Below are 25,011 nucleotides of genomic sequence, written 5' to 3'. Positions count from 1 at the left end.
GCACTCACCTCGGGTAGCTCGCCCATCAGCGCACGCTCTCGGCTCGGTCGCGCCCATCTGCGACCTCGAGAAGAACCTCACAGGAGAAGACTCATGAACAAGCTCACCAAGGCCGCTCTCGCTACAGGCGTCGCGACAGCACTCCTCGTCGGCGGCGGCTCGACGCTCGCGCTCTGGAACGACGCCGTGGACGTCGGTGCTGGCGGCGACATCACCACCGGGGCCCTGACCCTCGACGCCACCGGCGGGAGCTGGAGCGACGACCCGGACCAGTGGGTCCCGGGCGACTCCTTCACCTACACCACGCAGGTCTCGATCGTGGCGCAGGGCGACAACCTCGCCTCGGAGCTGTCGATCAACCCCTCGTCCATCACCGGCACACCAGCGCTGGTCGACGCGCTCGCGACGACCATGACCGTCGACGCTGTCCAGAACGGCGCCATGACCGCGGTCGCCGGGCAGGAGAACGTGTTCACCGTGACGCCCACCGACGCCACCACGGGCACACCGGTCGAGGCGACGATCACGATCACCGTCGACTTCCCCTCCGACTCGGTCAGCGAGCTGGTCGCCCAGGGTGCCACCGCAGAGCTGTCCGCACTCCAGCTCCGCCTGAACCAGGTCGAGTCGGCCTAGCACGCAGCCCCGCACCACCTCGCAGGAGCCGTCCGGCGCCGCGACCGTCTGCACCACCTGGCGAAGGAGTCACCATGAGCCCATCACCTCGCCGCGCTCCTCGCGGGTCGAGCAGAGATCGCACGCCCGCCCGGGGACACCGGCGCGTCCGCGTCGGACGGCACCTGTCGATCGCCGCAGCCCTGGTCGCGGTGGTCGCGACAGCCCTCACCATGTCGACTGCCACGGGCACCCTCGCACTCTGGAACGACAGCGTCGAGATCCCCGACGCGACGATCGAGGTCGGGAGCATGGGGCTGGCGATCGCAGCGGGCTCCGGGTCGGCGCCCGCCGGCCAGACGACGGTCCTCATCGGGGCCCAGACCTGGGCGACGATGCTCCCCGGAGACGTGGTCGGCGTCCCGATCACCCTGACCAATCCGGGCACGGTGCCTGTCCAGTTCTCAGCCGCGCTCGACAGCGCAGCAGCAGGCCAGAGCGATGCGACCTTCTGGCTCCACCAGGGGACCTGCCCCGCGGCCGGCACCGTCGGCGTCAGGCTCACGGGCCAGGCGCAGCAGGTTCCCGGAGCGCCTCTGTCAGGTGACAGCACGCACTGCCTACAGGTCGCCCTCTCTCCTCAGATCGCGGCCGCCCGGCAGGGCACGACGATCGTCCCCGCCTTCACCCTGACATTCACAGCAGCCCCCGAGAGGACACCATGACCGCCGAGACCCGCACCAGGCGCCCGTGGCGGCTGCGCGTGAGCGTCATCGCGGCGGTCGTCGTCGGCATCGCCTGCGCGGCACCGACCGCCTACGCCGCCTGGACCGCGCAAGCCACGGCGAAGGGGGCGGTCAGCGCGGGCCGCGTCACCGCCACCCTGTCGGGGGACCTGGCGAGCGTGCTGACCAACGCCCAGATGACCACGACACGCTCGGTCACGCTGACGAACACGACTGCCGGCACCTCGACACAACCGGCCAAGACCTCGGTGAAGCTCTCGATGGCGAGCGGGGACACCATCCTCGCCACCAGCACGACTCTGGTCACATGGCCCACCACTGCTGCGGCACAGTGCACCCCGGGTGCCGCCGTCGGTCCCGGCAGCGCCCGGTCGACGTGGGCTGCTGGCATGACCATGACCTCGTCGCTCGGCCGTGGGCAGAGCACGACGTACTGCGTCCGGACCACGGCCGGCGTGGGGGCCGGGAGCGCGACAGGGACACGCTCGCTCGTCGCCTCCGCTTCGGCGACGGTGTCCGTCGGGAGCTTCAGCACTACGCCTGCGACGGTCTCGGGGGTGGTCTCCACCTCTGATATCCGCACATATATGGTCGCTGGAGACTACTGGTACACGAACAGTCCGTCCGGCCAGGCACTCTGCCTGGACGTCACGGGGGGCGTCAACGCTGCGACCGGCGCGTCACTGAGCACCTACGCGTGCCACAGCCAGACCACCTCGGCCTACTGGAACCAGCAGCTCACGATGGTCGACGTCGGCGGAGAGTATGCCGTCTTGACCATGCGTGCCCCTGCCGGACTCGTCCTGCAGGCGACGGGCTCACGAGTCACTGTCGAGGCACGCGTCGTCGGCGCCGTCACCCAGCGGTGGTCCACCCAGTGGCTCGCGACCAACACCTTCCGTTACGTCAACCTCGGCACTGGGATGTGCCTCACCGCACCATCCTCTGCAGGAGCTCTCACCATGAGCACCTGCACCGGGACAGCCAACCAGGCCTTCGTGCTCAGAGGCGTCGGCTCGGTCGCCGCACAAGACCCTGTTACTGACAGCGTCGCGACGGACGCGCTGGCCGTCCCAGGCACGAGCGACGGCCGGGCGCTCCACGACCCTTCCTCGTCCGAGCCTGCAGAGAGCGCGTCAGCCCCAGCAGCACCCGGTCCCGTCGAGACGACAGAAGACACCTCGCCCTCTGACGCACGGGTGGCAGACGAGGGTCTCGTCGACGGGACGGAGGGCGACGACGAGCCCGCTCAGGTCGACACCTCCGGCCCGTCCGCGAGCCCTGCGACCAGGTACGGTCCCGACCTGACGGAGGGAGTGACGGGTGACTGAGACCACGGCGGGTCGTCCCCACGTTCGCCGCAGACGGTCCGCAGTGTCAGCTCTCCGAGGTGCCGTACTCACGATCGGGGTGCTGACGTTCCTGATCACCTCGTCGACGATCGCAGCCGCCTGCCCGACAGTCGCCGCTCGACCGGCGGCCACCCCCGCCCCGCCGGAACAGGTCGTCGAGCTGTCGGCTGACGGGACGACCTACTCCAGGTCGCTCACCGACCTGTTCGGGCCGGTCAGGCTGAGCCCCGGCGACCACGTCGAAGGCTCGTTCTGGGTCCGCAACGCGGGTGCACGTCCGGCACGGCTCACGCTCACCGTGACAGACGTCGGCGTCTCCGACCCGGAGACCCTCCAGGCTCTGTCCCTCACGTCCGGGCCAGCGGACAGACCGGGTGGGGTCGTTCCCCTCGCAGAGGTCGCCCGGTACGCGACACTGTCTGCAGGAGAGAACCTCGACCCAGGTGAGGCCATCATGATCGTCTCCACGCTAGCTCTGGAAGACCTGAGCGGTCAGCAGGGCCAGCAGAGCACGGTCGATCTCACGGTGCGAGTCACGCTCTCGGGTGCAGCGACAGGCTCAGCACCCGGCACTGAACCCGTGCCGACCGACACAGCCCCGGAGCCGCCGGGCACGGCCCCCGCTCTGCCCGGCGCGACGCCGCCCGGCTCCTCCGAGAGCGGGCCGCTCGCCTCCTCGACCGAGGGCGGACTGCTCGCACAGACCTGGGACGCGCGGCTCGCCTCGACGGGGGGCGTCGCCGTCGCGTCGACCGTCGTCGCCGGAGCACTCGTGGCTCTCGGTCTCCTCCTGTGGTTCGCCGCACGTCGTCGCCGAGAGCAGGACAGCGAGCCTGAGGGTGGCGGGGCACCGGAGTCAGCCGTAGGAGAGGATCGAGCGTGAGCGAGGAGACCCGCCGGTCGCGCGGCAGTCGTCGGCGAAGCCGCGACCAGAAGCGCCGTCGCAGCGCGCGGGCGACGGTCGGGCTGCTCGTCGGCACCGTGCTGCTCTCGTGCGCGGCCCTCGTGGCTCTGGTGGCCGTCGTCGTCCCGGCCGTCGGGGGCGCGACGACCTACACGGTGCTCACCCGGTCCATGGAGCCTGGACTGCCACCGGGCACCCTCCTTGTCGTCCGACCGACCCCGGTCGACGACCTGCGTGTCGGCGACGTCATCACCTTCCAGCTCGAGTCCGGCAAGCCGACGGTCGTGACCCACCGCATCACCGAGGTCGAGCTCGCCGAGGACGGGGAGAGACTCTTCACGACGCAGGGCGACGCGAACGCGACCGCCGACCCAGAGCCGGTCAGACCCGTCCAGGTCCGCGGGTCGTTGTGGTACGCCATCCCGTACCTGGGCTGGGTGTCGAGCCTGCGGAGCAGCGATGCCGCCGACGTCTGGATCCCGGTCGTGGCCGGGCTGGTGCTCTGCTACGCGGCCGTCATGGTCGTCGGAGCCGTCCGGGACCGTCGACGACGGCCCGACGAGCCCGACCGCGACGGACAGCGGCACGACGGGCGGATCGGGGACTGACAGGCGCGGCCCTAGGGTTCCGCTCCTACCGGTCCTCAGCCTGTCCTCACGCCGACGAGGCCTCAGCCCTGCCACCCCTCGGTCCTGTCGGCTCGCCTCCCGGCTAGTCCTCGATCAGGGCCGTACGTCGTACACGAGCCGTGCGAACTGACCGACCGCCGTCGCGGAGACGAGGTGCAGGCGGTCTGACTCGACGCGGCGCGGGAGGAGCGGCGCCCCTCCCGTGAGTGCCACGGGTGCGACCGACAGGGCGATCTGGTCGAGCGCGCCGATGTCGAGGAGCTGACCGGCGAGGTCGCCTCCGCCCACCACCCAGATGTCCCCGTCTCCGGCTGCCTCGCGGATCGCCGGGAGCGCGTCGGCCACCGGACCGGAGACGAACCTGACGTCGGCGCCGTCGGGAACGGGCAGGTCCCTGCTGGTGAAGACGAAGGTCGTCTTCTCACCGTGGAAGTCCTGCCACTTCTCCGGGTGGGCGAGGATGTCCTGCTCGGCGAGGATCCACTCGTAGGTGGTCGAGCCCTCCACCAGCACGGCTGCGTCGGCCGGGAACAGCCCGGCGTCAGGGGTGTCGCCGTTCTCGACGGCGAACAACCACGCCAGGGAGTTCTGCTCGTCGGCGATCCAGCCGTTGATGGTGGTCGCGGTGTCGAAGATGATCTGTCCCATGACCGCGACGCTAGACCCGTCCGCCGACACGGGGAAGAGCGAGGCTGCAGACGGTCTGACCCGCCTCCTCGCGGGTTCCGGGCGCTAGGCTCGGTGCCCATGACGATCATCACGGAAGACTTCCTGCTGCTGGTGCTCGACGGGGCGACGGGCAAGCCGCGGCTCGACAGCTCGTCGCTCTCCCTCGGTCTGGCCGGGGGTGTGCTGCTCGACCTCTCGCTCGCCGGGAGGGTGGTCGTCCCCGAACGCGGCGCCCCAGATGCAGGTCGGGTCGTGGTCGTCCCCGGACCGCCGCTCGGTCATCCCGTGCTCGACAGCGCGCTGTCGATCATCGCCCGCGACAAGCCTCACAAGCCCGAGACCGTCGTCTCCCGCCTGTCGAAGAACCTGCGTGAGGCCGTCTTCGCGTGTCTCGAGTCACGAGGGCTCGTCCGGCGCCTCGAGCGTAAGGTCCTGGGGATCTTCCCGAGCACCGCCTGGCCCGTCACCTCACCCCTCGCCGGGGACACTGTCCGGCAGCGCCTCTGGTCCACGCTCGTGCTGAAGCAGGATCCTGACGCCCCGACAGCGGCGCTCGTCGCGCTGCTGCTCGCGACAGACTCGCTGCACAAGGCTCTCCCCGGGCAGGACCGGCGCGCGCTCAAGCAGCGCGCGAAGCAGGTCTCCGAGGGCAGCTGGGCCGCGGAGAGCGTCCGGAAGGCGATCAGCGCCGTGCAGGCCGCGATCATGGCGTCGGTGATGGTCGCGACGACGGCCGCTGCGACCACGTCGTCGTCCTGAGCCTGGCTGTCTCGTCACGGTTCGCGTCTCGTCCGGGCGCTGTCCACAGGTCCGCGATCGCCTCTGTCCATCGAGCAGAGCCCGCCCTACGATGACGCCGTGACCACCGAAGACACCACCACCGACCGTTCGACGCTCGTCGAGCTGCTCGCGCGCTACCGCCGGGTCGCCGCGGCGCGCTCGTACGACGAGTCGCTCCAGCTCTCCCTCCCCCGTGTCACCGACGCGAGCCGAGCAGATGCGGAGATCCTCGCTGCAGCCGGTCGTCCGCACGACGCCGTCCGCACCCTCGGGCACGACGAGGCCGTCGCAGAGCTGCGTCGTCTCGGCACGCAGTGGTCGGTGGCTGAGGCAGCCTCGGTCTGGGTCGCGGGCCTCTGGTCGGCGCCGTGGGCCTGGCGCCCCGCGCTCACCGGGACCCTGCTCGCGAGTCGGCTCCCGGACCACCCCTTCACGCCGTACGGCGTCGACACGGCGGGCGGCGCGCACAGTGTCGACGGTCGGTCACCCGCGCCGGACTCCATCTCTGCGCCGACCCCGAGCACGTCGCCGTGCCGGGTGTGCGGGACGCAGGGGACGACGAACGTCGCGGTGACCGACGCCTGGTCGATGCGCCATCTCGACGGTGCACCGATCGACGGCGACGTCGTCGGCCACGTCCTCGCGCTGAGCGAGCTCGAGGGTCGCGAGCGGCCTGTGCCGACCGAGCACGACCTCTGGACCTTCCGCGCGATCCTCACGGTCCTGCGGACGCTGCCGCAGGGCACGAGCCAGTCGAAGGCGCGCGCGGCGCTCAAGCAGGCTCGTCTCCTCGACACCGTCTCGCCCTACGCCGTCGGCTCGGTCCTCGAGGAGCTCGCGCTCGTCGGCGTCGTGGCGACCGCGTCACGCCCCGGCCTCGCCGAACGCTGGTCCGACTACTCGGAACGAGACGAACGTCCGAGCGTCCGGGTCGAGGTGCAGGCACCCCTCGCGTGGTGGAGCTCTTCGGACGGGCTGCGGGACCACGTCCTCCGCGAGGTCTTCGAGGGGCTGCTGCCGCCCGAGACCTTGTCCACGGACGTCGACCTCGACAGCCCGCACCCGACGCCGGTCCCCGCCCGCGGTGCGACCGTGGCCGCCGCGACCCGTGCCCGCGAGCGCGCGCTGTCCCGGCCGGCGAAGACGTCGGTGCCTCGATCGGTGGGGTCCGGCCCGGCCGCTGCCGGAGACGTGTGGGCCATGCAGGTCGCTCCCGATGCGTGGGTCACGCTCTACGTGTGGGCTGTCGAGGAGCTGGGCGGTCGCCCGTACGCGCGGGTCGAGTTCCTCGCGGGTCTCTCCTCCGCCTTCCCGAGCCCGGCGGAGCGGGCCGAGGTGCAGCCGCGCTATGACGGCCGGTGGTGGTTCTTCGCGCACTCCCTGGACAAGACACCGGGGGCGCGGAGGATCCTGCAGGACGCTCCGGCACCGACGGTCGCGTCTCCCGACCCGGACCGGACCTCGAACGGTGCGGCCAAGAACCTGAGTCACCTCGCCCGGGCCTGCTTCCCCGAGCTGCGCTGAGCAGGTCGACCTGGACGGCGCGTGCTGGGCGCTCTTGACGCGTCGCTTCCCGCACGGAAGCATCACGCACACGTCGCCCCGTCAGACCAGCCCGAGGAGCTCCCGTGACGCGCACGACCAGCGAGCAGCACTGGGAGATGATCCGCGCCGAGCGCGGGCGTCTTGCGGACGACCTCGAGGCTCTGCGGCCTGCGGAGTGGTCCGCACCGACCCTGTGCGCAGACTGGTCGGTCGAGGACGTCGTCGCCCACCTGACCGCTGGGGCGAGCGTCGGACGGTGGGGGTGGCTGCGGAGCATCGCGGGGGCAGGTTTCCGGCCCGCAGTCCACAACGCGCGGCGCCTCGCTGAGCACCGGGGTCCGACGCCCGCACAGACCCTCGACAGCTTCCGGGGTGTCGTCGACTCGCGCGTCGCACCGACCGGCGACCTGTGGGCGTGGCTGGGCGAGGTGGTCGTGCACGGCTCTGACGTCAGAGAGCCTCTAGGGATCAGGACCGCACCGGATCCTGACGCTGTCCTCGTCGTCGCGGAGGGGTACGTCCGCAAGGACTTCGCGGTCGCCTCCCGCTCCACGGCGAGAGGCCTCCGGCTCGTCGCGACCGACAGCAGCTTTCGCGCCGGCGACGGGCCGACGATCGAGGGCACGACCCTCGACCTCGTCCTCGCGATGGCCGGGCGTCCGACCGCCGCGTCGCGGTTGCGCGGGGATGGTGCCTCCGTGCTCGTCGAGCGCCTGCCTCTCTGACAAGGAGCCCGAGAGAGCGAGCCTCCGAGACGCCGGACCCGCGCAGTGACGTGGCGTAGGGGGTGCGAGCTCGATGCCCGGCCCCCACTGCCCGTTCCTCGTGGTGCTCGGAGAAGCGACTCGAGGTGCTCTCGCAGCACGCCGCCGGCGGGCGCATACTCGTCGGGATGAGCGACGACACGCACCAGACCCAGGCCAGAGCATCCGGACCGGTCGACGACGGCTCGATCGAGGCGACGATCCTCGATCTCCTGGCCCAGCGGGCAGACACCTCGTCGATCTGCCCGTCGGACGCAGCGAGGTCGATCGGCGGCGAGGGCTGGCGGGACCTCATGGACGACACCCGTCGCGTCGCACGCAGGCTCGTCGCCGAGGGGCGGGTGCAGATCACGCAGGGCGGGGAGGTCGTCGACCCTCTCAAGGTCCGCGGCCCGATCCGGATCCGCTGGCCCCGCGAGTCGTGACCTGGCGCGCAGGGCACGCGCAGCGGGAGCACCGGGCGCGCTGTCGGCGCGGCAGACACACTGCTGGTTCCGAGGATGCGCCGCTGGCGAGAAGAGAGCTCACAGCCCCCAGACGCACCGAGCCCGCTCGCACAGGTGCGAGCGGGCTCGGTGGTCGAGCGTCCCGTCAGGACGCTCTCGAGGATCCGGCGGTCAGGACCTGCGGTCCGCGTCGCCGTGCACCGGAGCGTCGTTGGCGGTCGGCGCACCGACAGTGACCGGGGTCCGCGACTCTGCCTGCGCGTCCTCGACGACGGCCTCGGCCTCGTCGTCGTCCGCGAACAGGTCCTCGGACGTCGCGGCGCGGTACTGCTCTTCGTCGAGGATGCCTTCACGCTTGGCCACGATGACGGGCACCAGCACCTGGCCTGCGACGTTGACCGCGGTGCGGCCCATGTCGAGGATCGGGTCGATGGCGAGCAGCAGGCCGACACCCGCGAGCGGCAGGCCGAGGGTCGACAGCGTGAGGGTCAGCATGACGATCGCGCCGGTGAGGCCGGCGGTCGCCGCCGAGCCGATCACGGAGACGAAGGCGATGAGCAGGTAGTCGGTGACCGAGAGGTCGATGCCGAAGATCTGCGCGACGAAGATCGCGGAGATCGCCGGGTAGATCGAGGCGCAGCCGTCCATCTTGGTGGTCGCGCCGAGCGGCACGGCGAAGGACGCGTAGGCGCTCGGGACACCGAGGTTGCGCTCGGTGACACGCTGCGTGAGCGGCAGGGTGCCGATCGACGACCGAGAGACGAAGGCCAGCTGGATGGCGGGCCACGCACCACGGAAGTAGCTGAGGACGCGGAGCCCGTTGATGCGCAGGAGCACCGGGTAGAGCACGAGCAGGACGATCGCGAGACCGATGTAGATCGCCGCAGCGAAGGTACCCAGAGGGGCGAGCAGGTCCCACCCGTAGGAGGCGATCGCGTTGCCGATGAGGCCGAGCGTTCCGAGCGGGGCGAGGCGGATGACCCACCAGAGGATCTTCTGGATGATCTCGAGGGCCGACCTGTTGAAGGTGAGGAAGGGCTCGGCCTTGCGCCCGACCTTGAGGGCGGCGATGCCGACGGCGAGTGCCATGACGACGATCTGCAGCACGTTGAAGGACAGCGAGGTGCTGGCGGTGACGCTGCCGCTCTCGGCGACCTGCGTGCTCGTGTTCGCACCGAGCCCGAGGAAGTTCGCCGGCAGCAGGCTGTCGAGGAAGTCGAGCCAGGAACCCGTCCTGCTCGGCTCGGACCCGTCGGCAATGTCGAGCGTGGTGTTCTGCCCCGGGCGCATGATGACCCCGAGCGCGATGCCGACGGCGACCGAGACGAGCGCCGTGATCGCGAACCACATGAGGGTCTTGGCAGCCAGGCGGGCACCGTCGGCGACGTGCCGCAGGTTGGTGATCGAGGCGACGATCGCCGTGAAGACGAGCGGCGGCACGAGGGTGCGCAGCAGGAGGACGAAGGACGAGCCGATCGTGTCGAGGGTTGTCGTCAACCAGTTGGCGCCGCCCTCGGGTGTGCCGTCGTCGACGGTGCCCATGGACAGGGCCCACCAACCGAGCAGGACGCCGAGCACGAGCGAGCCGATGATCTGGACGCTGAAGGAGGGGGCACGCAGGCGGCGCCGTCGGGTCGACGGAGTCTGTGCGTCCGTCGTGGTGGAGCTGGTCACGTGAGGCCTTTCGGGTGGTGGCGTAGCCGGACGCGCACGACGACGGGAGCGGAAGCCGTCGGAGCGGTACGCCAGAGAGGGGCAGGCGACGCGTGGGGGCACGCGTCGGCGCAGACCGGTCAGGTCAGGGCAGGAGATAGGCGGCACGGGCGAGCACGGAGACGGCTCGGGTGCGGCAGCGGCGAGCAGGCGTCGGCACCGGGCACGGAGGCGCGGTGGGACGACGTGCGGTGAGGCTCAGCCGACGGTCAACAACAGCAGCAGGGCAGACAGCAGGTGGACTCCGTCAGCGAGCTCGCGTGACCGAGGTCAGCGGCGCGGTGAGCGGGGTCGTTCCACCCGTGTGTCACAGTCTGTCTCCTGAAGAGTCGTGGCGCGGAAGACCCGCGACGAGCCATGCTAGCCACTGCCCCCGACGTGTTCAACAGATGGGCGGGACGAGGCTCGCCGTCACCAGGCTCGGCACCGGGCCCGATCACCTCCAGCGTCGCTGCCGCTGCCCTCTCCCCCCGGTCAGGGTGCCTTGGTCGTCCCCCCTGTGGCAGCCGTTCCTGGGAGGGTCACGACGAGCTTCTGCGCCGAAACCCCGCCGCGCAGGGTGTCGATGGCTGCTTGCAGCGCCCCCAGGTCCCTGCCGACGACTCGTGGCTGTGGGGCCAGCCGGTGCCGACCGTCGGCGAGGGCTCCCGGGAGGTAGTCGGACCAGACCGCTGGACCGACCGCACTGGTGGCGATGGCGCTCCCCCAGACGAACCGCGCCCGGACACCATGCCGGAGGCACCGGGCCTGGAGCGTGACGTTCGACCAGACGAGGCGTGTCATCAGCCGCACCCGGGACCACGCGAGACCTGGACGGCGGGGCTGGTCGTAGAAGGACACCGACGGGCTGGTCAGGGCGACCCGACGAGCGCCGGTCCGTCCGGCGATCTCGACGCAGGGCTCGGCCGAGCCGACGGCGATCGCGACGACGCCGACGACTCGCGCGCCCTGGGTGGCGGCGACGACCGAGGAGACGACGTCGGCGTCGTGGTAGTCGAAGACGGCCTCGGCGCCGAGCGCGCGCAGGGAGTCGTGGTGGCGTGCCGACGCCGTGGTGACCACCCTGTAGCCGGCCGCGCGAGCGAGCTGGATCGCGTTGCTGCCCACGCTCGTGGTCCCGCCCCACACGACGACGATCTCGTCGTCCCGACTCGACCCGGCGACCGTCTCCTGCTCGGGCGCGGCGTGGTCGGGCATGCTGTGGCCGAGCCTCGTGTGGCCGAGCCTCGTGTGGTCGAGCCCCAGCTGCGACTGCTCGAAGAGCGCCGCCGCGGCCGTGGACAGCGCGAGGGGCAGCACGGCGGCGTCCTCGAACGCGACCTCGTCGGGGATGGGTGCGGCCAGTGCTTCGTCGACGGCCACGAGATGCTGGAAACCGCCGCCGGAGACGTGGTCACGGCCCTTCTCCAGCCCTGTCGCGTAGCCGACGACGCGGTCCCCGACGACGAACCGGTGAACCCCTTCACCTACGCCCACGACCACCCCCGCCACGTCCTCACCCAGCACCACCGGGTAGTCGAGCCACCTGTACATGAGTCGACCGTTGGACTGCACGATGGCGTCGAGCGGGTTGACCGCGACGGCACGCACCTGGACCACCACCTGACCAGGGCCCGGGGTGGGGACCGGTGACGGCCTGACGACCAGGTCCGCGAAGGGAGCCTCGATCCACGCGGCGGAGTTGCTGAACATGAAGGCTCCAGAGATTGGTGATGACACTGTGTGACATCATTCTAAGCCCGATGTCACTCCGTGTCATCATGGAGTCATGCCCCGATGGTCACCCGACGCCGCCCTCGTCCTCGAAGAGGCCGCCATGGCCTTGTTCGCCGAGCACGGATACGCAGAGACGACGGTCCCGCAGATCGCGGAGCGTGCAGGGCTGACTACCAGGACGTTCTTCCGGCACTTCTCCGAGAAGCGGGAGGTCGTGTTCCTGCGCGACCGGGAGCTCCCGACCGCTGTGCGCACGATCCTCGACGCGCTTCCCCCAGGGCTGCGCACCCGGGAGCTGGTCGAGCAGGGGTTGAGCCGTGCTGCGGTCGAGCTGGAGCGGTGGCGCGAACCGATCATCCGTCGGGACGCGATCATCCAGACCGACGAGCACCTGCGCGAGCGCGAGCTCCTCAAGCTCGACCACCTCGCGGCCGCGATCGAGCAGGGACTCATGGCCCGAGATGTCCCGGCCGCAGAGGCGCACGTGACCTCGAAGGTCGCCGCGCTCGCCTTCGACCTCGCCCTGCGTCGGTGGCTGGACTCCGAGGGATCGTCGCTCCAAGACGAGCTCGACCGAGCCTGGTCCGCGCTCCGTCAGGTGTAGCGCTTCTCCCCGCGCGCAGCCTTCTCGACCACGTCCTGGATGCGCGCGGCCCGGACCGCCGGTGTCTTGATGCCGCTGAGCCGGAAGTAGATGCGGAACTTCTCGACCTTGGTGAGGCCCTCGATGAAGGCCGCCGCGGCGGGGTTCGTATCGAGGACAGCCTGGAGGTCAGCAGGCGCGACGGCGTCCTTCTGGCGGTAGGCCGCGTCCCACCGCCCGTCAGCCTGCGCCCGGGCGATCTCCGCGAGACCGCCGGGCTGCATGCGACCCTCCTCGATCAGCCGCGCTACATGCTCGCGGTTGATCTGCGACCACGGGCTGTTCTTGCGGCGCGGGGTGAACACGCTGAGCATGAAGTTGTCGTCGAGGCGCTGCGCCTGGCCGTCGATCCACCCGTAGCAGAGCGCCACGTCGAGCGCCTCAGACCACGTCATGCCGACAGCCTTGGACGTCTTCTTCCGCAGCTTCAGGCGCACTCCGCCGGGATCGGGCGACCCGGCGAGGTACTGCTCCCACTCGTCGACGGTGACGTCGAGCACGGGCTTGTCGGCGACGCTGACCATGGTCGTCATCGTAGCGACGAGGGCCGACAGGACGGCAGGGCATGGCGTTCTCCTGGGTCGTCCACTGTCACAGATCCTGTCTCAGGTCAGCCAGCGCGGAACGTCGTCCCGCGCGACTCGAGCTCCTCCGAGAGGATCCTCACCGCCTTCGGTCCGATCCCGTGCAGGTCGAGCAGATCTGTCGTGGTCCAGCCGGTCAGCTGGTCGTAGCGCGTCACGCCCCGCTCTTCCAGAACCCGCCGAGCGACCTTGCCGATCCGCGACGTGAGTTCGTTGCCGAGATCGTCATCACGAGGAGAGTCGCCCTCGGCGCCCGACGCCATCGGTCAGCCCAGCCCGAGCGACCGGCGGACCGCGCGCTCGACCCCGCGCAGCTCCGCGAGACCGCGCAGCCGACCGACGAGCGAGTACCCCGGGTTCGTGACACGCCTCGCGTCGTCGAGCAGCACGTGACCGTGGTCAGGACGCATCGGGATCTGCTCACCGCGCCGCTCTTCCTCGACCACGAGGGTGGTGATGATGTCGACCATGTCGGCGTCGCCGTCGAGGTGCGGCGCCTCGGTGAAGGACCCATCCGGGTCGAGCAGCACGCTGCGCAGGTGCGCGAAGTGGATGTCCTCGGCGAAGCGCGTCGTCATCGCAGAGACGTCGTTGTCCGCACGGGACCCGTACGACCCGACGCACATCGTCAGCCCGTCGCTCGGCGAGGGCGCAGCGTCGAGCACCTGCTGGGCGTCGTCAGCCGTCGAGACCACGCGCGGCAGCCCGAACATCGGTCGGGGCGGGTCGTCCGGGTGGATGGCCATCCGGACGCCGACCTCTTCGGCGACGGGGATGACAGCCTGCAAGAACTCCGCGAGGTGGGTGCGCAGCCGTTCGGCCGGCACGTCGTCGTAGGTGGCGAGCGCCTCACGGAACCGCACGAGGTCGTAGTGCTCTTCAGCCCCAGGGAGCCCGGCGAGGATCGTCGCCTGCAGACGGGCCCGCGCCTCGGCGTCGAGGGAGGCGTGCAGTGCGGAAGCCCTCTCGAGCTGGTCGTCGGTGTAGTCGGCCTCGGCACCGGGACGGCGCAGCTCGAAGAGCTCGAAGGCCGCGAGCGCCGTCGCGTCGAAGCGCAGCGCGAGGGCGCCGTCAGGCATGGGGAAGGCGAGCTCGGTGCGGGTCCAGTCGAGGACGGGCATGAAGTTGTAGCAGACGGTGTCGAGCCCGCAGGCGGCGAGGTTGCGCAGCGACTGCTGGTACGCGGCGACGGCCTCGTCGCGGCGCGGGCCGCCGGTCTTGATGTCTTCGTGGACGGGCACGCTCTCGACGACAGACCAGGTGAGCCCCGCGGCCTCGATCTCCTGCTGCCGCGCCCGGATCTCCTCGACGGGCCACACCGCCCCGTTGGGCAGGTGGTGCAGGGCGGTGACGATGCCCGTCGCGCCGGTCTGCCGGACGTCGGCCAGGGTGATCGGGTCGGTGGGCCCGAACCAGCGCCAGGTGTGCTTCATCGCAGAGGTCTCCTTGTGGCGGGGATGCACCGATCCTACGAGGCCGGACAGTCGCGCGGGGCGACTGTCCGGCCTCTGGTGCGGGGTGGTGGAGCTGAGCGCTCAGCCTTGTCGCGACGCGAAACGCACGGACACCTCAGCCGTCGTCGCGCGCAGCCGCGCGTTCGGCAGCACGCCCGGCCCGCAGGCCGCGCTGCCCAGCCCGTGCTGGGCAGCGTCGAGGTGCATCCAGAGCCTTCCGTCCGGGACGAGGTCGTGCGGGTGCGCGGCCGCGTCGAGGGCGGCGTCCGACCAGGGTCGCAGCGAGAGCTCGACACCGGTCACGCTCCGACCTCCGACCCGGCTGGGGTTCGCGTCGAGCACGAGGTCGGAGCCGTCGGGGAACCGCAGCGCAGCATGCGTGACACCACGCCGAGCGCCGTTCTCCTGCGGGTGCGTGTACCGCGTCTGCAGCTCGCGCACCGTGTGCACGTAGGACCCGCCGACCGCGGCGACGCGAGAGTCGGAGTAGGACTCCTCAGGCCCGAGGCCGTGCCAGCGCACTTCGACGTCGTCGGCCGCCGGCTCGTCGAGCACGAGCAGCACACCGAGGCGCGCGATGCTCTGGCCCCACCGCCCCTCCGGGAGGATCGACACGTGGAGATCGACGTCGTCAGAGCCGTCGGCGACGGGACGCCAGGTGTAGACGGCCCGGAAGCCGTTGCGCGTCCGTGGTCCCGCTGTGCGCGCGGTGACGACGAAGGCACCGTCGTCGGTGATCTCGGCGGAGATCTTCCGCTCGGCGAGCAGGTGCAGCCCGCTCTCCTTCCACACGCTCTCGTCGGAGAGATCGGTCCAGCTGCCTTCGCGGCGGTCGTTGTCGGTCGGTGCACGCCACGCGTCGACGCGCAGCTCCGCGACCGGGCGACCATGCAGCTCGATCAGGGTGCCACGCGCGTCGAAGCGCGCATGCCCGACGGTCACGGTGCCGTCGACTGCCTGGTGCGCGCGACCTGTCGCGACGGGCTGGGTGACGGCCAGGGTCACCGCGACCTGCCCGGTCGAGACGACGAAGGGTCCAGCCGCGTCGTCGAACCACGGCTCGTCGAGCGCGTCGGCCGTGTGCTGCACGGCTCGCAGGGTCCACCACGTCGGTGTGTGGTCTGCGGTCGGCAGCGGCAGGTCGGTCGGCGGGCGGACGAGCGTCTCCTCCCCCGGTGCGAGCCGCAGGTCGTCGAGGGTGCCCGAGGAGAGGACGTCGTCGCCGTGGTGCAGCGTCCACTCGAAGGTCAGGTGCGAGGTGTCCCGGAAGGCGTAGCGGTTCCGGACGAGCAGCGCGTCACCACCCCCGACCTCGTCGATCCGGACGGGCGCGAAGACCGCTGCCACCTCGATCAGCGACGGGGCAGGCGTGCGGTCGGGCAGCACCAGACCGTCGGCGATGAAGGTGCCGTCGTGGAAGGCCTCGCCGAAGTCGCCGCCATAGGCCGCGAACTCTGTGCCGTCGGCGTCGCGGCGCGTGAGGCCGTGGTCGATCCACTCCCAGATGAACCCGCCCATGAGCCGCGGATAGCGGTCGAAGATCGCGTCGTAGTCGCCCAGACCACCCGGGCCGTTGCCCATCGCGTGCGCGTACTCGCACTGCACGAAGGGCATCTGCCGGCGACGGGCATCGGCCTCCGCGCGGGCGAGCGGCGCCTCGATGCCCTGCCCGATGAGCTCGGTCTCCTCGCTCGTCGCGTACATGCGGGAGTAGACGTCGACGTCGTCCGAGGACCAGTCGCCCTCGTAGTGGACCGGGCGGGTGGGGTCGAGCGCGCGCACCGCAGCAGCCATGGCGCTGACGTTGCGACCGCTCCCGGCCTCGTTGCCGAGGGACCACAGGATGATGCTCGGGTGGTGGGCGTCGCGGCGCACCGTGCGGGTCACGCGGTCGACGAGGACCTCTTCCCACGCGGGGTCGTCCACGGGGTTGCCGGTCCATCCGCCGTCGATGAAGCCGTGGGTCTCGAGGTCGTTCTCGTCGACGACGTACAGCCCGTGCTCGTCGCAGAGGTCGAGGAAGTGCGGGTGCGGCGGGTAGTGGCTGGTGCGGACCGCGTTGACGTTGTGGCGCTTCATGAGGAGCACGTCCTCGAGCATGCGCTCCGTGGTGACCGCGCGGCCGCGCAGCGGGTCGAACTCGTGACGGTTGACGCCGCGGAGCTTCACGGGAGCACCGTTGACGAGGAACACGCCATCTTCGATCGAGACGGTCCGGAAGCCGGCGCGGAGCGTGATGGTCTCCCCAGGCGCCGTGACGATCACGTCGTAGAGGCGCGGGCGCTCGGCGCTCCACGGCTCGACGTTCGCCGTGGCAGTCTCCCCCGCAGCGACGTCGATCCCGAGCTCGGGCACGGTGACGCGTGCGCCGGTCGGTCCCTCGACGTCGACCGTCAACGAACCCGTGCCGGTCAGGGGGTCGAAGCCTGCGAGCACGCGGGCGTGCGCGACACCAGCCTCGGGCCGATGCTCAAGAGTGACGCTGCGGAAGATCCCCGACAGCCACCACTGGTCCTGGTCTTCGACATAGCTGAGCGCCGACCACTGCGTCACACGCACCGCGAGCAGGTTCTCGCCGGGGACGGCGACGTCGGTGATGTCGATCTCCGTGGGCAGACGGGAGCCGTGGGAGGTGGCGATCGGTGTCCCGTTGAGCGACACCTCGAACCAGGAGTCGACGCCCTCGAATCGCAGGTACGCACGCCCACCGGTCGTCCAGCCCTCTGGGAGCTCGAAGGTGCGGCGGTACTCCCCCGTCGGGTTCGCGTCCGGGACGAAGGGCGGCTCGACCGGGAAGGGATAGAGCACGTTGCTGTACGCCGGGGTCCCGTAGGGCCAGGCGTCAGGCGCGCCAGCCAGCTGCCAATGACCGGGCACCTCGATGGTGTCCCAGCCGTCGCCGCGGTCCGCCGGGTCCGCACCAGTCTCCGGCGTCGGGAAGAGCCGGAAGCGCCACGCCCCGTCGAGGCTCACCGAGGCGGCGTCCGACGATCCGGTAGGCGGGCGGAACCTCGCGGGAACGGTCCCGGTCGGCAGGCTGACGGTGTCGTGACGGGTCACACGGGCTCCTCAGACGTCGGTGTCAGCAACGACCCCCGAGGCCACGGCAGCAGATCACGCCGCAGGTCAGAGCAGGGAGAGCCAGGGCGTCGTCGCCGTGTTCAACGATGAACACTATCCGGGTTCGTCGACAGCGCTCAACCGGCACGTCTCTCTGATCGAGACTGGCGGCTCGATCCGATCGACCGTCGAGAGACAGCCCGTCACGTCCGCGAGCCACGGGGTCTAGACCTCGTCCAGGAGTTCCCGGCAGCACCCACGCCGTCCGGCACGCGGTAGGTCGAGACGGTCAGGAGGAGTAGTGGAACCGACATGCGGCGACACGTATCTCGTCTCCGACCACCTTGTAGACGAGCCGGTGCTCGTCCGTGATGCGTCGCGACCAGTAGCCGTGCAGCCCGTGCTTGAGGGCTTCAGGCTTGCCGTTGCCGACATTCGGGGAGTCGTCCGCGGCACCGCGAGCGATGTCCCGGAGCAGATCGTTGATCCGCCGGAGGACGCGTCGGTCCTGACCTTGCCAGTAGAGATAGTCGGACCAGGCGTCCTGGTCCCACACGTACCTCACTCGAGCAGCTCGCCCTCGGCCCCCTGGCCCGACTCGAGCCTCTCGATCGACGACAGCAGCCGCCGCGCGTTCGCCGGGTTCTGCAGGAGATACGCGGTCTCCTTGAGCGACTCGTAGTCCGCCAAGGACACGATCACCACGGGCTCACGCCCAGCCCTGGTGATGACGACCTCCTCACGGTCGTCGAGGACCGCGTCGAGGGTCTCTGCGTAGTGCGCACGGGACTGCGAATAGGTCATGGTCTTCACGGGCACCTCCTAGGTACAAGAAACTGTACGCCTCTCCCGGCCATCCCACTCGCTACAGCCAACGAGCGCGCCGAGTATGCCGCCCTGTCCGACACCAGGGCGCCCGTGCTGTCGACGTCATAGCCGGACCCGCGAACCGGGCCGGGCGAGCACCGGGAGAACCATGGCCGCGGATCGCGGATCGCAGATCGCGGATCGCAGATCGCGGATCGCAGATCGCGGATCGCGGATCGCGGATCGCGGATCGCGGATCGCGGATCCCAGAAGTCAATTCTTAACTGGAGAGCAGGCGCACCCTCCACCACGCCGCGCTGCATCTTCTGGAACTCGGTCTGATCCATCCACGCAGACTCCGCGCCGCAACGTCGCAATCTCTTCCATAAGGTGATCGAGTCGCTCGACGAGCAGCGTGTCACGCTCACGCCCTTCGTCGCCAAGCATTCTCGACTGCCCGTCGAAGAATTCAGCTACGACCTCTGCAACCAGTTTTCGCGAATCAACGGCTGATTGCGCCTGCCCTAATGGATGGAAGAAGAGGGCGTAGGGCATGCTCAGGACGAGCGCCGCTCCGAAAAAGTTGAAGGGCAGCTCGCGACCTGACGCCAGTGCCGAAGAGAACTCGAGAGCAACCCACCACCAGGTCGCAGCTGTGCAGATCCCCATCCACCGGGAGATCCCAGGACGCCAGCGCGCCCGAAACACACAGCCGACGGCCACGACGACGATCGATGTCGACATGAGCACGGCTCCTGCCGGGTCGGAAGCAACCGGATCGAATCCCAGGCTCTGCGCCCCAGTCAGGACGAGAATGTAGACGATCGCCACAGCGAGCGGAACGAGGTAGAGCTGGAGCCCAGCCTTCTTCGCCTGGCTCCACACGACAACGAAAGGGTTCACGGATTCCATTCCGGAACCCTCCCACAACCCACTGACATCCCGGCCAAGCACACGTTGGAGAAATCGCCGGACTCGTCGCGTCTGCGCACCACCTACCCAGACCCGCTCCTGACAGGATGACCGCCAACTCGACGACGAAGGCTCAGCAGGCCACGAGCTCGCGAGACCACCAACGTCACCTTCTTCGCCAGGACCACATCGTCCGGTCACTATGACGGAGCACGCCCCGGCCGAAGCCGGGGAGGATCTCTCCGGCAACCGGTCCGAACACAAGATGTGGTGGGCCCGGAGGGACTCGAACCCCCGACATCCACGGTGTAAGCGTGGCGCTCTAACCAGCTGAGCTACAGGCCCTTGAACGAGCGGTGGACAGACTACAGCGCCGCGACAGCCTCGAGGTACCCCGACAGATCCCGCCGCTCCCCGCTCCCGTTGACGACAGCCCACCGGACGACGCCCTCGGCGTCGACGAGGAAGCTCCCGCGCACCGACCTCCCACGCTCCGCGTCGAAGACGCCGTACGCGCGAGCAGCCTCGCCGTGCGGCCAGAAGTCCGACAGCAGGTCGAAGCCGAAGCCCTCCTGCTCAGACCAGGCCTTGAGCGAGTACATCGCGTCGCAGGAGATCGCGAGCAGACGCACCCCAGCCGTCTCGAGAGACGACAGGTTGTCTCGAAGCTCGCAGAGCTCTCCGGTGCAGATGCCGGAGAAGGCGAAGGGGTAGAACACGACCAGCACGGGTGTGCCGCGCAGCGCGCTGAGGCGCACGGGGGTGCCGTGCGTGTCCTTCAGCTCGAAGTCGGGAGCGAGGTCACCGACGACGGGGGCTGCGACGTCTTCCGTGCTGGTCGTCTGGTTCACTTGCCGCGGCCGCGGGTGGCGAGCTTGGTCGCCGCCCAGTCGGGTGCGATCGCGAAGGTGGTCGTGGCGTGCAGGCCTGCCGTGGTGCCGGCTTCCTGGATGTCGCTGTGACCCACGTGGCCCTCGCGTCCGGGCTTGGGCGTGAAGATCCAGATGATCCCGCCGTCGTCGAGGACGGTCTGGACGTCGACGAGGGCGTCGGTGAGGTCACCGTCGTCTTCGCGCCACCAGAGGATGACCCCGTCGCAGACGTCGTCGTAGTCCTCGTCGACAAGATCGGTCTGCGTGATCTCCTCGATGGCCTCTCGGAGGTCGTCGTCGACGTCCTCGCCCCAGCCGAACTCCTGGACAACGAGCCCTGAGGCGAAACCGAGGCGGTCCGCATCTTGAGGCTCAGTGGTCGCTACCACGGTGATGTCGTTCCCTTCACGCGAGTGCCGGTCGCAGGTCCGCGCCGGATAGATCGATGGTGGCAAACGTAGCCCACCTCACGCCACGTCGCTCCCGGTATGCCTCAAGGATCGCGAACGTGTCGCCCACCTGGCAAGCAGATCGCCCCTCCCGAGACACCGTCCGACCCGGGGAGCCCGGGCGCGCCGACGGGTCCGCAGCCCATGCCTCAGGCGCAGAATCACCGCAGACCGCCCCAGAACGCCCGCTGTCACGAACGTCACGTGCTCTCCACAGCCCGGCAGGTGGCTTTACCCCTCGCGATGCGATGAGAATGGACGGATCGACCGGAGTTGACGAAGCCTTTGCGCGCAGCACACACGAGCGCGAGGGAGCGACGACCGGGCCAGGCGAGCGACGGGGCACACCGCCCCACAATGCTCTGAACACGATGTGAGGTTGCTGGTGGCAACGCATGACGAGACGAGGCCGTTGATCAACGGCCTGTTGAGCCAAGTCCCTGATATCGACCCCTCTGAGACCTCGGAGTGGATCGACTCCTTCGACGGGCTGCTCGAGGAGCGTGGCGGGCCGCGGGCTCGGTACATCCTGCTCAACCTGCTGAAGCGGGCTCGGGAGCGCAACGTCGCCATCCCGACCTCGATCAACACCCCCTACGTGAACACCATCGGTGTCCACGAGGAGCCGTACTTCCCGGGCGACGAGGTCATGGAGCGCAAGTACCGCTCCTGGAACCGCTGGAACGCCGCTGTCATGGTGACGCGCGCCCAGCGCCCCGGCATCGCCGTCGGCGGGCACATCTCGTCCTACGCGTCCGTCGCGACGCTGTACGAGGTGGGCCTCAACCACTTCTTCCGCGGCAAGGACCACCCGGGCGGCGGAGACCACATCTACTTCCAGGGTCACGCCTCCCCCGGCGTGTACTCGCGCGCCTTCCTCGAGGGTCGCCTCTCGGCGGAGGACCTCGACGGGTTCCGCCAGGAGCACTCCCACGAGGGCGGCGGCCTGCCGTCCTACCCGCACCCGCGCCAGATGCCTGACTTCTGGGAGTTCCCGACCGTCTCGATGGGCCTCGGCCCGGCGTCGGCGATCTACCAGGCGTGGACCAACCGCTACCTGCACAACCGCGGGATCAAGGACACCAGCCAGCAGAACGTCTGGGCCTTCCTCGGCGACGGCGAGATGGACGAGCCCGAGAGCCGTGGCATGCTGCAGCTCGCTGCCCAGCAGCAGCTCGACAACCTCACCTTCGTGGTCAACTGCAACCTGCAGCGCCTCGACGGCCCGGTCCGTGGCAACGGCAAGATCATCCAGGAGCTCGAGGCGCAGTTCCGCGGCGCCGGCTGGAACGTCATCAAGGTGATCTGGGGCCGCGAGTGGGACGTCCTGCTCAACGCCGACAAGGACCGCGCTCTCGTCAACCTCATGAACGAGACGCCCGACGGCGACTACCAGACGTACCGTGCCGAGGACGGCGCGTTCATCCGTGAGCACTTCTTCGGTCGCGACCCGCGTACCAAGCAGCTCGTGGAGAACCTCTCCGACGACGACATCTGGGCCCTCAAGCGTGGTGGCCACGACTACCGCAAGCTGTACGCGGCGTACGCGGCGGCGACGGCCCACACCGGCCAGCCGACGGTCATCCTCGCGCACACCATCAAGGGCTACGGTCTCGGTTCCGGCTTCGCCGGCCGCAACTCGACGCACCAGATGAAGAAGGTCGCCCTCGCGGACCTCAAGACCCTCCGCGACTCGCTGCACATCCCGATCACGGACGAGCAGCTCGACGCCGACCCGTACGCACCCCCGTACTACCACCCGGGTGCTGACGCGCCGGAGATCCAGTACATGCTGGACCGCCGCAAGAAGCTGGGCGGGTTCGTCCCCGAGCGTCGCTCGGTCTCGACCCCGGTCACGCTCCCGGACGCCTCGCGCTACGACATCCTCAAGAAGGGGTCGGGCACGCAGGAGGTCGCCACGACGCAGGCCTTCGTGCGCCTGCTCAAGGACCTCATCAAGGACAAGGAGTTCGGCAAGCGCATCGTGCCGATCATCCCCGACGAGGCCCGCACCTTCGGTCTGGACTCGATCTTCCCGTCCGCGAAGATCTTCAACACCCAGGGGCAGAACTACCTGGCCGTGGACCGCGACCTCATGCTCTCCTACAAGGAGTCCGAGGCCGGGCAGATCCTGCACACGGGCATCAACGAGGCCGGCTCGGCTGCGGCCTTCCAGGCCGTGGGCACCTCGTACGCCACGCACGGCGAGGTCACCGTCCCGTTCTACATCTTCTACTCGATGTTCGGGTTCCAGCGGACCGGCGACCAGTTCTGGGCCGCTGGCGACCAGCTCACCCGCGGGTTCATCATCGGCGCGACCGCAGGCCGCACCACCCTCACGGGTGAGGGTCTGCAGCACGCCGACGGCCACTCGCCGCTCATCGCCGGCACGAACACCGCGATCGTCCAGTACGACGCGGCCTACGGCTACGAGCTGCGCCACATCGTCCGCGACGGCATGCAGCGCATGTACGGCACCGACGAGTCCCGCGACCAGAACGTCATGTACTACCTCACGGTGTACAACGAGCCGATGGTCCAGCCGGCCGAGCCGGACGACGTCGACGTCGAGGGCATCCTGCGCGGCATCCACAAGGTTGCGACCGCCGAGGGCGAGGGCCCCAAGGCCCAGATCCTCGCGTCCGGCGTGGGTGTGCCGTGGGCCCTCGAGGCCAAGGAGCTCCTCGCCAAGGACTGGGGCGTCCAGGCCGACGTGTGGTCGGTGACGAGCTGGAACGAGCTGCGCCGCGACGGTCTCGCCGCCGAGCAGCACAACTTCCTCAACCCGTCCGAGCCGGCCCGCGAGGCGTACCTCACGGAGAAGCTCAAGGACGCCCAGGGGCCGTTCGTGGCCACGAGCGACTTCGACCACCTCGTGCCCGACCAGGTGCGCCAGTGGGTCCCGGGCGACTACGCGGTGCTCGGTGCGGACGGCTTCGGCTTCTCCGACACCCGCGCAGCAGCACGCCGCTACTTCAAGATCGACGGCCCCTCGGTCGTCGTGCGGACGCTGCAGCAGCTCGCCAAGCGCGGCGAGGTCCCCGCTGACGCAGCCGCGCAGGCGATCGAGAAGTACAAGCTCCACGACGTGAACGCCGGCACCTCCGGCAACGCGGGCGGCGACGCCTGACCGGTCACCGCTGACAGCACGAAGGCCCGCACCCTCCTCTCGGAGCGTGCGGGCCTTCTGCGTACGTGGCGGGCACCGGAGAGCCGCCGCCGGGCCTCGTGCGGACGGAGTCGGGTCAGACGACTCCCACAGCGCTCTGACGCAGGCTCAGCACCGGCGAGATCCCCTCACCCCGACCCACGCACGGCCAAGCCCGCCAACCAGGCCGATGCACGACGAGATCGGCACCTCGGAGCGAGATCGACCCCCAGAAGGATCGATCTCGCTCCGAGGTGCCGATCTCGCTCGCTAGCCCACCGGGGCTGGCTGGCCGGCGGAGCTACCGCGGCCGAGCTAAGCCATCAGGGTCTCAGGTGCCGGAGAGCTTCTGCTCGGCCTGGGCGATGGCCTTCTCGAGCTCCGGACGGATCTTCGCGACGGCGCGCTTGTCGGGGCTGTACGAGAGCGAGTCGAGGTGGTGACGGGCGTCGAAGAGCCTGTCGGCCTCGAGGGCTGCCAAGACCACCTGACGGCCGACCTCGGGCGTGTGCTCCTTCGCGCGCCAGTGGCCGACACCGAGCCCGAGCCCCTCGACGGGCTGACCGGCGTCACGGAGCGTCGAGATCGCCTCGACGAGAGCCTCACCGCTCGGGTCCCGGTCTGCGGCCGTCGCGAGGCGACGGATCGCCGCCTCGGGGTCGTCGTCGAGGGAGAGCCGGGCCAGCTCGACGAGCGGGTACCAGGCACGCGGGTTGCCCGCGAGCTCTTCGGCGAGGGCCCACACCGCGAGATCGGCAGCGCGCTGCTTCTCGTGGTCGGCGACCTCGGCCGCGAGCGGGTCTTCGTTGTGGGTGCTGTCCGCCGCACGACGGCGCACCACCTCGGACAGCGCCTGGAAGGCGCGGATGTTGTTGGGGTCGTCGACGAGCATCGCGCGCAGCGCATCCTCGTGGAGGGTGTCGCCGCGGCGGTCACCCTTGGTCGGTCGACGGGTACCGATCGTGGACGCCGAGTGGTTGCGGCGCATGAGCTGACGGAGTCTGGGCATGAGTGCCATACGCCGACGATAGCCGGTGAGGGCCGAGAGCACCGGTCGGAAGGCTGTGGCCGGTCCTCGTCAGAGACTCGCGACACGCCCGTGGGCTGAAGTGGAGAGACCATCACCGCGAGGCCGGACAGACCCCACCTTTGTCGCTTCCCCACAACTCTGCTCCCGCCTAAGACCTCGCAGGTCGTATGCTC

Annotated in this window: 25 protein-coding genes and 1 tRNA gene; 11 read left to right on the top strand and 15 right to left on the bottom strand. The window is 69.9% G+C overall.

The features are described 5' to 3' along the window. The first annotated feature begins 93 nt into the window (after positions 1–93). Together SANBI_RS06990 and SANBI_RS06985 are read left to right on the top strand one after the other, a co-directional pair. Positions 94–636, top strand: a complete 543-nt coding sequence (locus SANBI_RS06990; RefSeq protein WP_319160263.1) for an alternate-type signal peptide domain-containing protein — start codon at positions 94–96, stop codon at positions 634–636. Between the two features lie 74 nt (positions 637–710). Then, positions 711–1,340 carry a hypothetical protein gene (locus SANBI_RS06985; protein WP_319160261.1) on the top strand — a complete coding sequence of 210 codons (630 nt, stop codon included), beginning with the start codon at positions 711–713 and terminating at the stop codon, positions 1,338–1,340. A 91-nt stretch (positions 1,341–1,431) separates the two neighbouring features. Here SANBI_RS06985 and SANBI_RS06980 read toward each other — a convergent pair whose 3' ends face one another. After that, positions 1,432–1,929 carry a hypothetical protein gene (locus SANBI_RS06980; protein ID WP_319160258.1) on the bottom strand — a complete coding sequence of 166 codons (498 nt, stop codon included), beginning with the start codon at positions 1,927–1,929 and terminating at the stop codon, positions 1,432–1,434. Positions 1,930–1,948: 19 nt separating this feature from the next. Between SANBI_RS06980 and SANBI_RS06975 the strand changes: the two genes are divergently transcribed. From SANBI_RS06975 to SANBI_RS06965, 3 genes are all read left to right on the top strand, one after another. After that, positions 1,949–2,692, top strand: a complete 744-nt coding sequence (locus SANBI_RS06975; RefSeq protein ID WP_319160256.1) for an RICIN domain-containing protein — start codon at positions 1,949–1,951, stop codon at positions 2,690–2,692. 79 nt (positions 2,693–2,771) lie between these two features. Next, on the top strand, positions 2,772–3,596 hold the full coding sequence (locus SANBI_RS06970) for an LPXTG cell wall anchor domain-containing protein (protein ID WP_319160253.1): 825 nt from the start codon (positions 2,772–2,774) through the stop codon (positions 3,594–3,596). Further along, positions 3,593–4,225: a signal peptidase I gene (locus SANBI_RS06965; RefSeq protein WP_319160251.1), complete on the top strand. Its 633-nt coding sequence runs from the start codon at positions 3,593–3,595 to the stop codon at positions 4,223–4,225. Before SANBI_RS06970 ends, SANBI_RS06965 begins: the two co-directional genes overlap by 4 nt. 114 nt (positions 4,226–4,339) lie before the next feature. On the opposite strand, the gene SANBI_RS06960 is transcribed toward SANBI_RS06965, so the two are convergent. Continuing rightward, entirely contained in the window at positions 4,340–4,894 is a 555-nt protein-coding gene (locus SANBI_RS06960; protein ID WP_319160248.1) for a dihydrofolate reductase family protein, read from the bottom strand. A 99-nt stretch (positions 4,895–4,993) separates the two neighbouring features. Here SANBI_RS06960 and SANBI_RS06955 point away from each other — a divergent pair, with 99 nt between their 5' ends. The 4 genes from SANBI_RS06955 (at position 4,994) to SANBI_RS06940 (ending at position 8,429) form a co-directional block, all read left to right on the top strand. Further along, positions 4,994–5,674, top strand: a complete 681-nt coding sequence (locus tag SANBI_RS06955) for a GOLPH3/VPS74 family protein (protein ID WP_319160245.1) — start codon at positions 4,994–4,996, stop codon at positions 5,672–5,674. 99 nt (positions 5,675–5,773) lie between these two features. Further along, positions 5,774–7,219, top strand: coding sequence for a hypothetical protein (locus SANBI_RS06950; RefSeq protein ID WP_319160242.1), 1,446 nt, complete (start codon positions 5,774–5,776; stop codon positions 7,217–7,219). A gap of 104 nt (positions 7,220–7,323) precedes the next feature. Further along, positions 7,324–7,965, top strand: a complete 642-nt coding sequence (locus SANBI_RS06945) for a maleylpyruvate isomerase family mycothiol-dependent enzyme (protein WP_319160241.1) — start codon at positions 7,324–7,326, stop codon at positions 7,963–7,965. A gap of 167 nt (positions 7,966–8,132) precedes the next feature. After that, positions 8,133–8,429 carry a DUF3253 domain-containing protein gene (locus SANBI_RS06940; protein ID WP_319160240.1) on the top strand — a complete coding sequence of 99 codons (297 nt, stop codon included), beginning with the start codon at positions 8,133–8,135 and terminating at the stop codon, positions 8,427–8,429. Positions 8,430–8,621: 192 nt separating this feature from the next. Here SANBI_RS06940 and SANBI_RS06935 read toward each other — a convergent pair whose 3' ends face one another. Next, positions 8,622–10,124: a dicarboxylate/amino acid:cation symporter gene (locus SANBI_RS06935; protein WP_319160238.1), complete on the bottom strand. Its 1,503-nt coding sequence runs from the start codon at positions 10,122–10,124 to the stop codon at positions 8,622–8,624. 513 nt (positions 10,125–10,637) lie between these two features. Further along, a complete protein-coding gene (locus SANBI_RS06930) occupies positions 10,638–11,855 on the bottom strand; it encodes an alcohol dehydrogenase catalytic domain-containing protein (RefSeq protein ID WP_319160236.1) in 1,218 nt (405 codons plus the stop codon). Between the two features lie 76 nt (positions 11,856–11,931). Between SANBI_RS06930 and SANBI_RS06925 the strand changes: the two genes are divergently transcribed. Continuing rightward, positions 11,932–12,483 carry a TetR/AcrR family transcriptional regulator gene (locus SANBI_RS06925; RefSeq protein WP_319160233.1) on the top strand — a complete coding sequence of 184 codons (552 nt, stop codon included), beginning with the start codon at positions 11,932–11,934 and terminating at the stop codon, positions 12,481–12,483. Here the strand turns inward: SANBI_RS06925 and SANBI_RS06920 are convergent. From SANBI_RS06920 to SANBI_RS06875, 10 genes are all read right to left on the bottom strand, one after another. Further along, positions 12,474–13,046, bottom strand: coding sequence for a YdeI/OmpD-associated family protein (locus SANBI_RS06920; RefSeq protein ID WP_319160231.1), 573 nt, complete (start codon positions 13,044–13,046; stop codon positions 12,474–12,476). The two genes, SANBI_RS06925 and SANBI_RS06920, sit on opposite strands and share 10 nt — an antisense overlap. Positions 13,047–13,132: 86 nt before the next feature. After that, a complete protein-coding gene (locus SANBI_RS06915; RefSeq protein ID WP_319160228.1) occupies positions 13,133–13,369 on the bottom strand; it encodes a helix-hairpin-helix domain-containing protein in 237 nt (78 codons plus the stop codon). A 3-nt stretch (positions 13,370–13,372) separates the two neighbouring features. Next, positions 13,373–14,539 (bottom strand): mannonate dehydratase, encoded by a 1,167-nt coding sequence (uxuA, locus tag SANBI_RS06910; protein WP_319160226.1) that lies wholly within the window; start codon positions 14,537–14,539, stop codon positions 13,373–13,375. 102 nt (positions 14,540–14,641) lie between these two features. After that, positions 14,642–17,620, bottom strand: coding sequence for a glycoside hydrolase family 2 TIM barrel-domain containing protein (locus tag SANBI_RS06905; protein ID WP_319160223.1), 2,979 nt, complete (start codon positions 17,618–17,620; stop codon positions 14,642–14,644). Positions 17,621–17,909: 289 nt separating this feature from the next. Further along, positions 17,910–18,185, bottom strand: coding sequence for a Txe/YoeB family addiction module toxin (locus SANBI_RS06900; protein WP_319160221.1), 276 nt, complete (start codon positions 18,183–18,185; stop codon positions 17,910–17,912). Further along, positions 18,182–18,424, bottom strand: a complete 243-nt coding sequence (locus SANBI_RS06895; protein WP_461786666.1) for a type II toxin-antitoxin system Phd/YefM family antitoxin — start codon at positions 18,422–18,424, stop codon at positions 18,182–18,184. The genes SANBI_RS06900 and SANBI_RS06895 overlap by 4 nt, the downstream gene beginning before the upstream one ends. 276 nt (positions 18,425–18,700) lie before the next feature. Beyond that, the gene (locus tag SANBI_RS06890; protein ID WP_319160217.1) at positions 18,701–19,339 is read right to left on the bottom strand and encodes a hypothetical protein; all 639 of its coding nucleotides are present in this window, start codon (positions 19,337–19,339) and stop codon (positions 18,701–18,703) included. A 268-nt stretch (positions 19,340–19,607) separates the two neighbouring features. Continuing rightward, positions 19,608–19,684: transfer RNA gene (locus SANBI_RS06885), tRNA-Val, on the bottom strand. A gap of 20 nt (positions 19,685–19,704) precedes the next feature. Then, entirely contained in the window at positions 19,705–20,190 is a 486-nt protein-coding gene (locus SANBI_RS06880; protein ID WP_319160214.1) for a peroxiredoxin, read from the bottom strand. Continuing rightward, the gene (locus tag SANBI_RS06875; RefSeq protein WP_056131759.1) at positions 20,187–20,600 is read right to left on the bottom strand and encodes a DUF3052 domain-containing protein; all 414 of its coding nucleotides are present in this window, start codon (positions 20,598–20,600) and stop codon (positions 20,187–20,189) included. Before SANBI_RS06875 ends, SANBI_RS06880 begins: the two co-directional genes overlap by 4 nt. A gap of 445 nt (positions 20,601–21,045) precedes the next feature. On the opposite strand from SANBI_RS06875, the gene aceE reads away from it, so the two are divergent. Further along, entirely contained in the window at positions 21,046–23,790 is a 2,745-nt protein-coding gene (gene aceE / locus SANBI_RS06870) for a pyruvate dehydrogenase (acetyl-transferring), homodimeric type (RefSeq protein WP_319160211.1), read from the top strand. A gap of 349 nt (positions 23,791–24,139) precedes the next feature. Here aceE and SANBI_RS06865 read toward each other — a convergent pair whose 3' ends face one another. Further along, a complete protein-coding gene (locus SANBI_RS06865; RefSeq protein ID WP_056131752.1) occupies positions 24,140–24,826 on the bottom strand; it encodes a hypothetical protein in 687 nt (228 codons plus the stop codon). Positions 24,827–25,011 lie beyond the last annotated feature (185 nt).

Origin of the sequence: Sanguibacter biliveldensis, assembly GCF_033798665.1 — a bacterium.
Classification (GTDB): Bacteria; Actinomycetota; Actinomycetes; order Actinomycetales; family Cellulomonadaceae; genus Sanguibacter; species Sanguibacter inulinus.
This window is presented reverse-complemented; position numbering and strand designations above follow the sequence as displayed.

Bases quoted from the DNA above. Each gene is read 5' to 3' on its own strand.
- SANBI_RS06985 (WP_319160261.1), top strand. From the start codon at position 711: ATGAGCCCATCACCTCGCCGCGCTCCTCGCGGGTCGAGCAGAGATCGC.
- SANBI_RS06895 (WP_461786666.1), bottom strand. From the start codon at position 18,424: ATGACCTATTCGCAGTCCCGTGCGCACTACGCAGAGACCCTCGACGCG.
- SANBI_RS06940 (WP_319160240.1), top strand. From the start codon at position 8,133: ATGAGCGACGACACGCACCAGACCCAGGCCAGAGCATCCGGACCGGTC.
- SANBI_RS06920 (WP_319160231.1), bottom strand. From the start codon at position 13,046: ATGGTCAGCGTCGCCGACAAGCCCGTGCTCGACGTCACCGTCGACGAG.
- SANBI_RS06865 (WP_056131752.1), bottom strand. From the start codon at position 24,826: ATGGCACTCATGCCCAGACTCCGTCAGCTCATGCGCCGCAACCACTCG.
- SANBI_RS06955 (WP_319160245.1), top strand. From the start codon at position 4,994: ATGACGATCATCACGGAAGACTTCCTGCTGCTGGTGCTCGACGGGGCG.
- SANBI_RS06990 (WP_319160263.1), top strand. From the start codon at position 94: ATGAACAAGCTCACCAAGGCCGCTCTCGCTACAGGCGTCGCGACAGCA.
- SANBI_RS06925 (WP_319160233.1), top strand. From the start codon at position 11,932: ATGCCCCGATGGTCACCCGACGCCGCCCTCGTCCTCGAAGAGGCCGCC.
- SANBI_RS06975 (WP_319160256.1), top strand. From the start codon at position 1,949: ATGGTCGCTGGAGACTACTGGTACACGAACAGTCCGTCCGGCCAGGCA.
- SANBI_RS06890 (WP_319160217.1), bottom strand. From the start codon at position 19,339: ATGGAATCCGTGAACCCTTTCGTTGTCGTGTGGAGCCAGGCGAAGAAG.
- SANBI_RS06930 (WP_319160236.1), bottom strand. From the start codon at position 11,855: ATGTTCAGCAACTCCGCCGCGTGGATCGAGGCTCCCTTCGCGGACCTG.
- SANBI_RS06915 (WP_319160228.1), bottom strand. From the start codon at position 13,369: ATGGCGTCGGGCGCCGAGGGCGACTCTCCTCGTGATGACGATCTCGGC.
- SANBI_RS06960 (WP_319160248.1), bottom strand. From the start codon at position 4,894: ATGGGACAGATCATCTTCGACACCGCGACCACCATCAACGGCTGGATC.
- uxuA (WP_319160226.1), bottom strand. From the start codon at position 14,539: ATGAAGCACACCTGGCGCTGGTTCGGGCCCACCGACCCGATCACCCTG.